The organism is Acidobacteriota bacterium, assembly GCA_016716435.1.
Lineage (GTDB): Bacteria > Acidobacteriota > Blastocatellia > Pyrinomonadales > Pyrinomonadaceae > OLB17.
On sequence record JADJWI010000003.1, the window covers coordinates 893111 to 906950 of the forward strand.

The 13840-nt window shown below is 55.2% G+C and carries 9 protein-coding genes; 6 read left to right on the forward strand and 3 right to left on the reverse strand.

The window, feature by feature from the left end; all coding sequences use genetic code 11:
* Positions 1 to 39 precede the first annotated feature (39 nt).
* Entirely contained in the window at positions 40 to 1944 is a 1905-nt protein-coding gene (locus IPM21_07535) for an ABC-F family ATP-binding cassette domain-containing protein (protein MBK9163748.1), read from the forward strand.
* Positions 1945 to 2276: 332 nt separating this feature from the next.
* On the opposite strand, the gene IPM21_07540 is transcribed toward IPM21_07535, so the two are convergent.
* The 3 genes from IPM21_07540 to IPM21_07550 all read right to left on the reverse strand — a co-directional run bounded on the left by IPM21_07540 (position 2277) and on the right by IPM21_07550 (position 6033).
* A complete protein-coding gene (locus IPM21_07540; protein MBK9163749.1) occupies positions 2277 to 4397 on the reverse strand; it encodes a sodium-translocating pyrophosphatase in 2121 nt (706 codons plus the stop codon).
* Between the two features lie 410 nt (positions 4398 to 4807).
* Positions 4808 to 4960 carry a hypothetical protein gene (locus IPM21_07545; protein MBK9163750.1) on the reverse strand — a complete coding sequence of 51 codons (153 nt, stop codon included), beginning with the start codon at positions 4958 to 4960 and terminating at the stop codon, positions 4808 to 4810.
* Positions 4927 to 6033 (reverse strand): IS3 family transposase, encoded by a 1107-nt coding sequence (locus IPM21_07550; GenBank protein ID MBK9163751.1) that lies wholly within the window; start codon positions 6031 to 6033, stop codon positions 4927 to 4929. Before IPM21_07550 ends, IPM21_07545 begins: the two co-directional genes overlap by 34 nt.
* A gap of 894 nt (positions 6034 to 6927) precedes the next feature.
* Here IPM21_07550 and IPM21_07555 point away from each other — a divergent pair.
* The 5 genes from IPM21_07555 (at position 6928) to IPM21_07575 (ending at position 13818) form a co-directional block, all read left to right on the forward strand.
* Positions 6928 to 8430, forward strand: coding sequence for a DUF3142 domain-containing protein (locus IPM21_07555; GenBank protein ID MBK9163752.1), 1503 nt, complete (start codon positions 6928 to 6930; stop codon positions 8428 to 8430).
* A 2-nt stretch (positions 8431 to 8432) separates the two neighbouring features.
* Entirely contained in the window at positions 8433 to 11060 is a 2628-nt protein-coding gene (bamD, locus tag IPM21_07560; protein ID MBK9163753.1) for an outer membrane protein assembly factor BamD, read from the forward strand.
* 165 nt (positions 11061 to 11225) lie between these two features.
* Positions 11226 to 11828: a YdeI/OmpD-associated family protein gene (locus tag IPM21_07565; protein ID MBK9163754.1), complete on the forward strand. Its 603-nt coding sequence runs from the start codon at positions 11226 to 11228 to the stop codon at positions 11826 to 11828.
* Positions 11829 to 11850: 22 nt separating this feature from the next.
* Positions 11851 to 12276: a hypothetical protein gene (locus IPM21_07570; GenBank protein ID MBK9163755.1), complete on the forward strand. Its 426-nt coding sequence runs from the start codon at positions 11851 to 11853 to the stop codon at positions 12274 to 12276.
* Between the two features lie 21 nt (positions 12277 to 12297).
* The gene (locus IPM21_07575; GenBank protein MBK9163756.1) at positions 12298 to 13818 is read left to right on the forward strand and encodes a DUF853 family protein; all 1521 of its coding nucleotides are present in this window, start codon (positions 12298 to 12300) and stop codon (positions 13816 to 13818) included.
* The last annotated feature ends 22 nt before the right edge of the window (positions 13819 to 13840 follow it).

The following is a 13840-nucleotide window of genomic DNA, read 5'->3' on the forward strand; positions in this document are numbered from 1 at the left end:
GGACTAGCCGAAGCGTATTTTAGCCTTTTGAACCGTTAAATGAACATTCTTTCGCTTGAAAATGTCTCGAAGAATTATGGCTTCAAGCCGTTGTTTGAGAATGTAACGCTGGGCCTCGAAGACCGAGACAAGATCGGTATAATCGGGGCTAACGGCTCAGGTAAAACGACGCTTTTGCGGATCATCGCCGGAATGGAAGAGCCTGATACCGGTCGTGTCGTCCGTGCTAGAGGACAGACTCTCGCCTATCTTTCGCAGAATCCGCCGTACGACGAAAACCTGACCGTACTCGAGACGATCTTTGCTTCGAGCAGCGGTGTGATGCAGACGATCGCCGATTACGAGGCTGTGTGTCACGAGGTCGGCGCGGGTGCTCACGACGATGCGACGCTTCAGCGGATGACCGATCTTCAGCACGAACTCGAAATGAACGGCGGCTGGGATATCGAGGCGAACGCTCGAGCGGTCCTGCAGAAGCTTGATATAATCGATACTTCGGCAAAGATGGGCACTCTCTCGGGCGGGCAGCGAAAGCGGGTTGCGTTGGCGCACGAACTGATATTTAAGCCCGACATCCTAATCCTTGATGAGCCGACCAATCATCTCGACGCTGACACGATCGAATGGCTTGAATCATACCTCGCACGCTATACCGGCGCTCTGCTTCTCGTCACGCACGACCGCTATTTTCTCGACCGTGTGACCGACCGCATTTTTGAAGTCGACCGCGGAAGGGTGCAGAATTTTAGCGGAAATTATGCTTACTACCTTGAGAAGAAAGCCGAGCAAGATGAACTGCGAGAAGTCGAGGGTCATAAGCGCGAACAGCTTATAAAGAAAGAGCTAGCATGGCTTCGCCGCGGAGCGAAGGCTCGGACGCGGAAGTCGAAACATCGTATCGAAGCCGCTCACACGCTGATGGCCTTGCCGAAAGAGCAGGCGAAGGGCGAGGTGGATATCGCGATCGGATCGAAGCGACTCGGGTCGAAGGTGATAGAGATCAATGGCGTGTCGAAATCTTATGGCGCGAACAAGCTTATCGACGATTTCACATACCAGCTGAAACGCGACGATCGAGTTGGCATCATCGGAGCGAACGGCAGCGGCAAGACGACGCTGCTTGATATGATCACCGGCCGCGTCGAACCGGACGAGGGCGAGATCGAGTCCGGAAGGACGGTGCATATCGGTTATTACGATCAGGAGAGCCGGGAACTCAACGACGAGCAGCGTGTCATCGATTACATCCGCGATATCGCCGAGTTTGTGACGACCAACGAAGGAGTACAGATCTCCGCGGGCAAGATGCTTGAGCGGTTTCTTTTCACGCCGGCGCAGCAGTACGCAGTGATCGGTAATCTCTCAGGCGGAGAACGTCGTCGTCTGTATCTACTTCGGATCTTGATGGGTTCGGCGAATGTGCTGCTGCTGGACGAGCCGACCAACGATCTTGACATACCAACGCTGATCGCGCTCGAAGAATATCTCGACGACTTCGCCGGGGCCCTGATCGTCGTCAGCCACGATCGCTACTTCCTCGACCGCACGATCGAGAACGTGTTCCGATTCGAACCCGGCGGCCACGTCCGCGAATACGCCGGCAACTACACCGCCTATCTCGAAGCCAATGCCCGCGAAGAAACCCAAGTCAGAACCGCGAGCGGTAGCGACCGGATTCTGCAGAATGCACCAACAACCGCCGCAGCCCCCGAAAAGCCTAAATCCAAGAAGCTCACCTTTAAAGAATTGCGCGAGTTTGAATCGGTGGAATTGCGAATAGCCGAGACCGAGAAACGGCTTCCAGAGATCGACAAAGAACTCACCGCTGCCGCCAGCGATGCCGGCCGCGTTCACGAACTATTCAACGAACAACAAATGCTGACGTCCCGACTCGAAGCAGACATCACCCGCTGGACAGAACTAGCCGAGCGGCATGAAGGTTAAAATCTCGCTTAAGACTTGTGTAACTGAACTATGTGAGAGCTTCCGCCTCGCTTCGTGCAGCGATCACGGCAGGCATATCGGGGTCGGCGTCTTTCCACAAATCGAAAAATTTCTCATATTCGTCTGTCGTTTTCATCGCTCTGGCTTTTCCTAATTGAGCGAGCGGAAAAATGGACGAAAGGGGTGCTTCGCCTCGATTGCTTAGGATCTTGTCGAACTCTTTGACGGCGGAGATAGTTTGCCCCCATCTCTGGTATCAGTCAAATCGGCGCAAAAAGATCGCGATGAACCAATCGAGTCATCGCGATCCATCTGGCGAAACCTAGGCGATACTACTGCCCGATACCGAAAATATACGGTGCGATGACTAGCGAGACGATGGACATCAGCTTGATGAGGATGTTCATCGAGGGGCCCGACGTGTCTTTGAAAGGATCGCCGACCGTGTCGCCCGTTACCGACGCCTTGTGCGGCTCGGAGCCCTTGTAATACATCTCGCCGTTGATCTCAACGCCTTTCTCAAACGACTTCTTCGCATTGTCCCATGCACCACCGGCGTTGTTCTGGAAAATACCCATCAGCACGCCGGTTACCGTCACACCCGCGAGCAATCCGCCGAGCACTTCAGGACCGAATGTAAAACCGACAATGACCGGCGTGATCAACGCGATGGCACCGGGAAGCATCATTTGTCGGATCGACGCTTTGGTCGAGATCTCAACGCATTTCTCGTATTCCGGCTTGGCCTTGTATTCCATAATGCCGGGTATCTCGCGGAACTGCCTGCGAACCTCGTGCACCATTTCCATCGCGGCCTTTCCAACTGCCTGAATGCAGAGAGCGGAAAAGATGAACGGGATCATGCCACCGATGAAAAGCCCGCCGAGCACGTTTGCCTTGTAGATGTCGATCCGATCGATACCGGCGATGCCAACGAATGCTGCGAAAAGGGCGAGCGCAGTTAGCGCCGCACTTGCGATCGCAAACCCTTTTCCGGTTGCTGCGGTCGTATTTCCGACGGCGTCGAGGTTGTCCGTCCGTTCGCGAACTTCCGGCGGCAGTTGGCTCATTTCCGCGATGCCGCCGGCGTTGTCGGCGATAGGGCCAAAGGCGTCGATGGCAAGCTGCATGGCGGTTGTCGCCATCATTCCAGAGGCTGCGATGGCCACGCCGTACAGCCCGGCGAAGTAATACGAGGTCATGATACCGGCGGCCAGTGTGATGATCGGTATCACCGTCGACTTCATTCCGACGGCCAACCCGCCGATGATGTTCGTCGCGTGGCCGGTGGATGATTGCTGCACGATCGAATTAACGGGCTTCTTGCCCATCGCGGTGTAATATTCGGTCGCGTAGCTCATGATCGCGCCGACGATCGTGCCGACGACGATCGAGTAAAACACGCCCCATTTGTCGAACGATTGCGTGCGAAGCGAGAGTTGGCCGTCCGGCAGGATCCACATCACGGCAAAGAACGAAGCGATCACCGTAAAGATCATCGCCGACCAGTTGCCGATATTCATCGCCGCCTGAACGCTCGATTTATCGTCGCTAATGCGGACGAAGAGCATGCCGACGACCGAGAAAACGATTCCCAAACCGCCGATAACCATCGGCAGCAGGATCGGTGCGAGCCCGCCGAACATATCCCGCGACGTTATCTCTTGCCCGAGCACCATCGTCGCCAGGATCGTCGCGACATACGAACCGAAAAGGTCGGCGCCCATGCCCGCGACGTCGCCGACGTTATCGCCTACGTTGTCGGCGATGGTGGCCGGATTGCGGACGTCGTCCTCCGGAATTCCCGCCTCGACCTTTCCGACGAGGTCCGCGCCCACGTCAGCCGCTTTTGTATAGATACCGCCGCCGACGCGTGCAAAAAGGGCGATCGACTCGGCACCTAGTGAGAAGCCTGTCAGAACTTCGATCGCCGTTCGAACTTGGTTAGCTCCGAGCTCTGCGAAGATCGCCAGAAACGCGATGAACAAACCGCCAAGCCCGAGGATCGCGAGGCCGGCAACACCAAGCCCCATTACCGCACCGCCAGTAAATGAAACGGCCAGAGCCTGTTTCAGGCTTGTCCGTGCGGCCTGCGTTGTGCGGACGTTCGCCTTCGTGGCGACCTTCATCCCGATGTATCCGGCGGTCGCTGAAAGCACGGCACCGATCAGGAACGCAACGGCAATCAGCCAATGCGAGTGGATCTCGCGGCCGTTCACTTCATGGACGGTTCCCGAATATGCAAGCAAAGCGGCCGTTATCAATGCAAAGATGCTGAGAACTCGCCACTCAGCTTTCAGGAACGCCATCGCTCCATCGGCGATATAGCCGGCGAGCTCCTGCATGTTCTCGTCGCCGGCCTCCTGCTTGCCGACCCAGGCCGACTTGTAGGCCATCACCAAGATCCCGAAAAGCCCAAACGCGGGCACCAGATAAATAACGTAATCGTTCATACTCTTTTTCGATCTTGTGTTCCCGGCCCGTAGGCCGCAGAAACACGCTCTCAAGATAGATTTTTACTAACTGTAAGTGGGATACGAACTAAAAAAGTCCTTTGAATACCAAAACTTAGAATTATCGAACAATTGCGGGCATTTCACAAATAACCACGGGCGAAAACTCGCGTAGCCGTCCGTTCCGGGCTCGCGGTTTTCTTTGATGTCGGGTGTTTCATTTTTTGCGGGGAGTATATGCATCTGAAACGGTTGAAACGCTTGAAACACCTGAGACGGTCGGAACCGCCTGTGTCGTCCTGAAAAAAGTTGACACATTTTGGTGGTAAACCTGGTATAGGTTTCCTGTTTTGTGTTGGTCCTGAAGAAGGTTTACGGGCATCTCCTTATATTGGTTTTGAGTTTCACTCTCAGGCCGCGGCCTGAGAGTGAAAAGTTTTGGCCGGATAGTATTTCTTCCAGCGCTTGAGCTCGCCGGTCCTGGCATGGGCCTCGGCCGGGGTGAGCATATCGATCGACAGATGCGGCCTCAGGTGGTTGTAGGTATTGACCGCCTGATCGATCTGCCGGGCCGCCTCGGAGAAGCTTTGAAGCTTGTCCGGAGCAGTTCCTGTTTGAGAATGCCGTTGACGCGTTCGGCAATGGCGTTCTCCAGCGGGTCGCTCTTTTCGCTCATCGAGACCCGGATCTGTTTCCCGATCAGCTTCATGTACCGCGAACTGTAGTATTGGAGGCCACGGTCCGAGTGGTGTATCAAGCCTTCGCGTTCCGGGTTGTCCCTGAGTGCCATCCGCAGTGCCGCCGCCGGCCCTCTGGCCGTCAGGTCCTCGCTGAGGCAATAGCCGACAATCTTTCGTGAATACGCGTCCGTGATCAGGCTCAGATAAGCAAACCCTTCCCGGACCCTGATATAAGTGATATCGCTGACCCACAATTGATTGCAGCGGGTCGGCTCGAAGCCCTTTGCAAGATTCGGGAAGCTCTTCATCCAGAGGCCCGAAAACGTTGTCCTCGGACTTCGCCTCCTTCTCTTTCGGACCAGCATCGAATGCTCCCGCAAGAGGTCGTACAAAGCGTCGCGGCCGATCTCTACCGAGTGCTCGCGGGCAAACCCGCTCATCATGTGATGCAGCTTTCTTACACCGATCCGCTTTTGCTCCTTTCTCAGCCTTCCTACCTCCTGCAGCACGATCTCGGCTTCGAACGCCCTCTTCTCCACTCGCCGTTTCCCCTTGTAATATGCCTGTCTCGTATAGCCAAGCAGCCGGCAGGCCTCTCCCAGGCTTCTTCCCCTGCCGCTCTCTACCACTTTCCTCACCGCTTGGGCCCCAGGTTTTTTTCTGATCGGTACCTCAAATCGATCTTCCGCGATGTCGATCATCGCATTCAGCAACTCGTTGTAGAGCCGGGCCTCCTCAAGCTCCTTCCGCAACCGCCTCACCTCCGCCGACCCCGACCCATGCCCAGACCCGGCAGACGACCCCGTCGCCGAACCGGCCCCGGCCTCACGACCCCTTATCCATCTATGTACAGTCGACGCCGAAACCCGGTATATCCGCGCCAGCTCCCGCATCGACACACCCCCTCTCCGATACCTCTCAACTGCCTCTCTCCCCATCTCTTCTTCTTGTTTCATCTGTTCCCTTTTACCTGTAAACCTATTTCAGGACAAGACAGCCTGCGTGAGCGAACGGCCAGTTCGTTGACCGCCAAGGGCTTGTGTCTTTGGTCTTGGGCCTTTGGTCCTGGGATATGGTTCGCGGGTATTTGCATCTTCGCACTCTGACTACTGACTACTGGCTTTTGATCATCGGACATTGTTCTAAAATCTCTGGCTAACGGCTTATGGCTAACAGCTATCGGCTGATTCCCAAAATCAAAATTGATCGACTGTCGTACCGAAAGTTCGTACCGCTACTCACCGCTCTATGCCTTCTATTCACCATTCACTATCTCCCCGCTGTCCATTCTGCCCGCCCATCGCCAGCAAGTGAACGGTGATTCGTGAGATATGGAAGATATGGATGATTTGGATAGTTGAGAGTTGCTGAGTTGCGGAGTTTCGAAGTTTGGAGTTCCAGCTTTAGCCGCCCTGCCTGAGTCGTCGGCGACGGCCGCATATACGCCAACCCCTTCTGCAAACACTTCCGCATCCGGCTCAAAACCACCGAACGCTTCATCAACCCCAAAGTCGACGCCGTCGGCCGCATGTACCTAACCCTCTCCGAAACCGTAACAGTCTCCCGCGGCCCCCGAGAAAAGCGCCAGAACCGCGAGCCGTAGCAACCGGGTCTTTCCGGCTACGCCGCCCGGTTTGCGGAAAGGCTCGGCCTTTCCGTGGTGCTACCCCTAAACCACGCGGCTCCGCCGCTGCAATTTCGGGCGATCTATGCCCGGGCAAAACTGTTGGATGAACCGCTTTTTTGGAATCAAGAAAATTTATTGCTTTCATTGCGAAAAGTTATTGACATATTTGCGAATCGGGGTAAAATTTTAAGCACGAAACTCGAAGTTCTAGTGGTAATTTTCGTTGAAACTCAAGACCCTCCTAGCTTTTGGAACCCTCCTTGCCGGCATTTTCTTATTGCGGCCGTCAACCGATGACACGCGTGTTTGGGAGCCGAAGGACGTGGCTATAGCACTCTGGACGTGGGGCGGCAGAATGCCGGACGCTCAAGAGACGGAGACAGCCGCTGACGTTTTTGGATCGGCCGAACTTTTCGTCCATGCTGGGCAGATCGATAACTCGAACGGGTTTCAATTGGTCCGAACCGCAAAAGGCGAACCGACCGCAGCCTCGAAGATTAACCTAGTTTACAACGCTACGCCGTCGTTGCTCCGTGATCTTGAAAGAACCGACCAGAATGAACTAGCTGCCTTCATATCAAACGCTTTTCAGGTTTCGTTCAAAAGCAATCGATCTTCGATCATCGGCCTCCAGCTTGACCTAGATGTTCCGACCCGACTGCTTCCAAGGTATGCCGAGTTGCTCCGTCTCGTTCGAGACCGGATGCCGCCTGAAGTGAAATTGTCGATAACGGGTTTGGCCACCTGGATGTCTTCGGCTGACATTCGCGAGGTTTTGGATCAGGTCGATTTTTGGGCACCACAATTTTACGGCGACACGGTTCCGCAATACCTTGGATCGCTCTCGCCGATCTCGTCGCCTGACGGAGTTCGTCGCGGTGTGATCCAGGCAAGGCGTTTGGGGAAGCCATTCTTTGCCGGGCTTTCGATCTACGGAATGGCTCTTCATTATTCGCCGGATGGTTCGCTGATCGAGATCCGCGGAAATATTCCGCCCGATTTAGCCATGAAAACAAGAGGGTTGCAGTTGGCCGAGACCGGCGGTTTCGGCACGCCCGCTGATGGCACGGAGAAGTACTACAGATTCGTGGCCATGTTTGACACGGTGATCGACGGTTTGAGCCTTTCTGCGGGTGAGCAATTGGTCGTTCTTCAGCCAAGTTCTGCCTCTCTTCGACGGGCTGCAAGAGCCGTCAGGGAAGAGGGCGGTGAAAAACTTCTGGGAATTTGTCTGTTCCGTTTACCGCTGAGTGGCGATCAAACGACGCTTTCACTAGCAGAGGCGGCCGCGGCGCTCGATGATCGAGCGTCGGACATAGCCACGGCTTCAGACTTTAAGCTGATCGAACCCGGCCGAGGCAGGTTGAGCATCGAGAATACCGGAAGCTCGGCCACGGTGATCGCTGCCGATTCCTTCACGCTTGATCTTCCGATCGCGAACGACGGCGTTTTACGGGTCACCTCGCAGACGGGTTTTGATGCGATCGAACCGATGTGCAGCATCGGAAACGCGGTCACAACCTGCAGCGTTCGGCGAGCGAACATTCTGCGGCTGAGGTGTTCACGATGGCGGCCGGGTTCAAAAGCGTCGATCGAGATGGAGTTTCCAGAGAAAACGCCCGTTCGTGAACTTTCTGCGAAATTGTTAATGCGGCTCGATGACGGACGCGAACATTCTGAGCTGCTTTCGTTTGGTCCCCCGGACTTGGTTTCTTACTCGAGGTAAAGATGATGTTAGCCAGGCTGAAACTCACAAAAGGAAATGTACAAAAGTTTGCCGTCCGCCTTCTGATCGGTTTACTCGCAGGTTCTGCGGTCGTATGGGCATGTTCCTGGAGTTTCACGACGGATCACTCGGTAAGGTTTAACAGCTACCGTACGGGGCGTGGATTCTATCGTTTGGACCCGCTTCCGATCATCTATGATGCGAACGCAAAAAAGGAGTTAACGGCGAATCAGGTGACCGGGGAGGACGAAGAACCAACTATCCTCGAACCTATCGATCAAGCCGAATCAAACGATAAGATCGTCGCGTCGGTACGTGAAGCGATATCGGAATCGCGGCTCGACGAGGTCAATACGCTATTGAGGAAATTGCTCGACGATACCGAATACCGATCGATCGACGAAGATCCCGCGAGGCAGGAACGCCGAAACTCTGCGTTCGATATGCTTGATGCACTAGCCGAACGACGGCGCGGTGTTTCGGCCGGGGAAATAAAGGCGTATCTGGAAGCTCGCACTTTCTATGATCGCTCAATTGCGACCCCTGAGCCCCCGGTAAAAATTGCCTTGAACCTCCGGGACAACTGGGCGTATCTTCAGGCCGCGGAGTTGTATCGCGGCGAAAAACTCCCCGAGGCACTTGAGGCATTTCTTCGCCATGCATCCGTTTACCCAACAAGCGAGAAGAACCAAGCAGTGCTTTATATGGTCGCAAAGCTCAGGATCGAGTTGAGCCATGCATTCAAAGAATCGGACTGCGGAATTCAGGGCGAGGACTACAATGGCCAGCCGCTTGTTGAGGAACTGGTGGAGAATTGTCGCGATGAGAATTGGAAGCAAGCGATTACCGACCTGAAGCGTTTGATCCAACGCTATCCGCACGGACGCTATGTCAATGATGCAAAGGGCTGGTTGGCTTTTCTCTATCGTCGTGGCGGAATGCGGGAAATGGCCTTGGCTGAGTATTACCGTCTGCTCGGCCATCCGACCGATCGTAATGCGAGGCTCGAGGCCAAGAAGTCGCTGCAGGTGCTCGGCCACGAATACGATGATGAGACGCTGGACAAGACCGAGGAACTGATCATCGGAGATATCAATGCGGCGATGGCTTATGCTTACCACCGGATATACAACCACGCCGTAGACCTTACCTACGCGGAAAGAAGTTACTACGGCTCCTACCGCGAGCAGATGGAAGAAAGAAAGGAGGTTAGCGAAACGCAAGCGAAGGGTCGTCACGAGCTTGAGCGGGTCACTCGTTTTGCGAGCCGGATGATGAAACGTCATCCGAATGCTCGGGTCAGCGGAGGATTCGTCGTTCGGTTGGCTCAGGCCCAGATCGAACTCGAAGAGTATGCAGAGTCCGAGGTGTCGGCTTCGAGGGCTCTATCGCTCGGTGTTTCGGGCGAGCTTCGGGCGGAGGCGCTTTTCATCAAGGCAAGCAGCGAGCACGCCCAGCGAAAATATGAAGCGGTGAAACGAACACTCCGGACGTTGTTGCGTGACTTTCCGAACTCAAGACACTACGAACATGCTCGCCGCCTTCTGGCATTGGCCGCGGAAGATACAGGCGATCTTGAAGGGGCGCTCGAACAATACCTCGCACTCGGATACCGGTTCGATGTTGCGTACTTCATTGATGTACTTTTGCCGACCGAACGGCTTGAGAAATTCATCGAAACACGAACGAACGCAGCCGAACTGAGCTACCTTCGCTACAGCCTCGGGGTCCGACTAATGCGAGAGAAGGAATGGGAAAAGGCCCAGCGAATACTCAACCAGGTAGTTGCTTCCGAGATCCCGATCGAAAGCTACGATTACAGTTGGCCGCCGCCACGGAGATTCGAGAAAGATCCCTACCAATACAACTACAACGGGATACAGATCGGAAGCACGTGGATTCGGAGAGATCTTAAGACAATTGAAACTTTCCAATACTGGGAAAAGCGAGTAGCCGAGGCCGCCGACGATGAATCGAAGGCTGAAGCTCTCTATCAGTTAGCAAGCGCCTACTATCAGTCCGACAGCCTGACCTTCTATAATCCTGCGGCTTGGGACGGACAGCGATCCGATCTACTTGCGAGTCTGGAGTCAGGCGAAAGTCTTCGGCTTCCGGGCGAGATGAATCGGGTATTCGAGCATTCACAGCTACACGAAAGTCTCGCGCATTCGATCCCGATCTATTTGGAAGTTGTTTACAAATACCCTAATACCGAGGCTGCGAAGGACGCTCTCTTTTCGGCGGTGATCGCTCACGAGCGGCTTGGGGATCTCAATTATTACTGGCGAGAGATCTATTCCTCCGGGTTTTTTGCCGGACCTCGGTTGGTAACGAACGCAGATATCAACGGCCGCTTTCCGAAGTTCAAATGGCCACTGTCACGGCTGGGGTGGGAGCCCGCAACGCGGACCGTTAATGGCGGCCCCGCGTACCCGCCGCCACCGAAACCCGCACCGAAACTTTCTTTCACTCAGCGTGTGGAGCGAAAAGTATCGCGATACGGCCCCGCAGCGAAAGAGTTGGCGCGGGAGATCTGGACCGCGGCAGACGCCGGCCTGCGGCACTTGCTGATGTACTCTCTGTTTGGCTTCGGCCTCTTCCTGTATTGGCGACACCGCATGTTGAAGTAGTCCGGCACAGGAGTGATTTGGGTTTAGCCGTTAGCTTTTAGCGGTAAGCTGTAAGCTTTTTGGCGGGTTGGGGCGGGCGAAAATTGGTCTTCGGCCTAGATATTCGTTTATAATCCCTTAGCGTTTCAAACAGCAGCGAGGCCTTTATTGAGGAGGACGCGAGCGATGCCCGTTACGGATCCGAGAATCGATGCATATATTGAGAAGTCGGCGGAGTTTGCGCGGCCGATATTGATGCATATTCGGAAGCTGGTGCACGAGGCGTGTCCGGATGTGGAGGAGAAGATCAAGTGGGGGATGCCGCACTTTGATTTCAAGGGGCCGCTTTGTCATATGGCTGCGTTCAAGGAGCATTGTGCGTTTGGTTTTTGGAAGCAGCAGTTGATGGACCATCCGGCGATCGACGTAGAAAAAAACGCGATGAGCAGCTTTGGCAAGATCGCCTCGCTCAAGGAACTGCCCAAAGACAAGGTCATCATCGAACTCATCGATCAGGCCGTCGAGCTTAATGAAAAGGGAATCAAGCTGCCGCAGAAAAAGCCGGCCGAACGTGCGGAGTTGGTCGTCCCGGAAATACTCGCAAAGGCGCTAGCCAAGAACAAAAAGGCAAAGGCCGCGTTCGACAAATTCAGCTACAGCCACCGGAAGGAATACATCGAGTGGATAAACGAAGCCAAGACCGAACCGACCCGCGAAAAACGAACCGCCACCGCCATTGAATGGCTGAGCGAAGGCAAAGGGAAGAATTGGAAATACGAAAAATGCTGACGAGCAAAGCATGGGCAGCTCAATGAAATATCTAATCCTTATCGGCATATTCCTCATCGCAACGGCGGCGGGTTATTTCATGCTCCGAGAAGCGAAGCACGAGAGCGACACCGCGATGATCGCGACCTTTTACGCGAATCGTGAGGCCTTTGACGAAGTCGTAAATGACAGGCGAGAAACGATCCCGTTGGTGATTGGCGGGTGGAGAGAGTCGCTCTCGGTTTACCGTGACAGGGGACGGGTCGAGCTCTGTTGTGTATCGCACCTTTCTTGGCCGATCGACGGACAAGAATCGTACGTATCGAGTAAAGGTTTCGTGTATTCTGAAGCAGAACTGTCGCCATTGCAGGACTCGCTTGACGAACGGTCCCCTACAGGCAGTTACTACCGCCACATCGAAGGTAACTGGTACATTATAAAAAGCAATGGTTATTCGAAGCCCGAGTAACCGAAAAACTTCCGAGCTCATATGTCTGAACCAATACTTGTTGCGAAGCGTGACGACGCGGAATTTAACCTCTTGATGCAGATGGCGAACCGGCACGGTGTCGTCACCGGTGCGACCGGAACGGGTAAGACCGTGACGCTGCAGAAGCTTGCCGAGGGCTTCAGCCAACGCGGCGTTCCGGTCTTTGTGGCCGACATCAAAGGCGACCTGAGCGGCGTTAGCCAAACGGGCGGCAACCACCCGAAGATCCTGGCACGGCTCGAGCAGCTTGGGCTTGCGGACACGACGTTTGAAGGCAGCCCGGTCACTTTTTGGGACGTGTTTGGCAAAGAGGGCCATCCGCTTCGGGCGACGATCTCAGAGATGGGCCCGCTGCTGATGTCGCGAATCTTGCAGCTCAACGACACACAGGAAGGCGTGCTGACGCTGGCATTTAAGGTCGCCGATGAAGGCGGAATGCTGCTGCTCGACCTGAAAGATCTGCAGCAAATGCTTATCTTCGTCGCGGAAAATGCGAAGGAATTTACGACGCAATACGGCAACGTCTCGAAGGCGTCGGTCGGTGCGATCCAACGCGGCTTGCTGCAACTGGAGCAGCAGGGCGGGCACGAATTCTTTGGCGAGCCGGCCGTTCGGCTTGAAGATTTTATGCAGACGCTCGGCGGCAAAGGCGTGATAAATATTCTCGCCGCAGACGAGCTCATAAATTCGCCGAAGCTGTATTCGACGTTTCTGCTGTGGCTGCTCTCCGAACTTTTTGAGCTGCTGCCCGAGGCCGGCGACCTCGATAAACCGAAGCTCGTATTTTTCTTTGACGAAGCTCATCTGCTCTTCAGCGACGCGCCGCGGGCTCTGGTCGAAAAGATCGAACAGGTCGTGCGGCTCATCCGCTCGAAGGGCGTCGGGGTTTATTTTGTGACTCAGAGCCCGGCGGACATTCCGGACAAGGTGCTCGCCCAGCTCGGCAACCGCGTCCAGCACGCGCTTCGCGCCTACACGCCGAAGGAACAGGAGGCCGTCAAGGTCGCGGCGAAGAGCTTTCGCGAAAATCCGGAAGTCGATACGGTCAAGACGATCTCGGAGCTCGGCGTCGGCGAGGTCCTGATTTCCTTGCTTGATGCGAAGGGCGTACCGACGGTAGTTGACCGCGCGTTCGTCGTGCCGCCCGCCAGCCAGATCGGACCGATCACACCTGAGCAACGCAAGCAGCTTGTGGACACCTCGATAGTCGCCGGCATCTATGACACCGCCATCGACCGCGAGTCGGCGTTTGAAATGCTCTCAAAACGTGCCGAGGAAAAAGCGGCAGCAGAAGAGGAAACGAAGGCCCAGCTCGAGGCACAGAAGGAGGCCGAACGGCAGGCAAAGGCCGAACGCTCCGCCGCCCGCGGGCCGGACACGCTGGTCGAATCGGTGGTAAAGAGCGCCGCCCGCTCTGCCTCGACCTCAATCGGCCGGCAGATCGGCAACACGATCGTCCGCGGCATCCTCGGCGGGATCTTCGGCGGATCAACGTCAAAGAAGAAATCGAGTTGGTTTTAGAAGGCATCGAAGTTAATAGCGA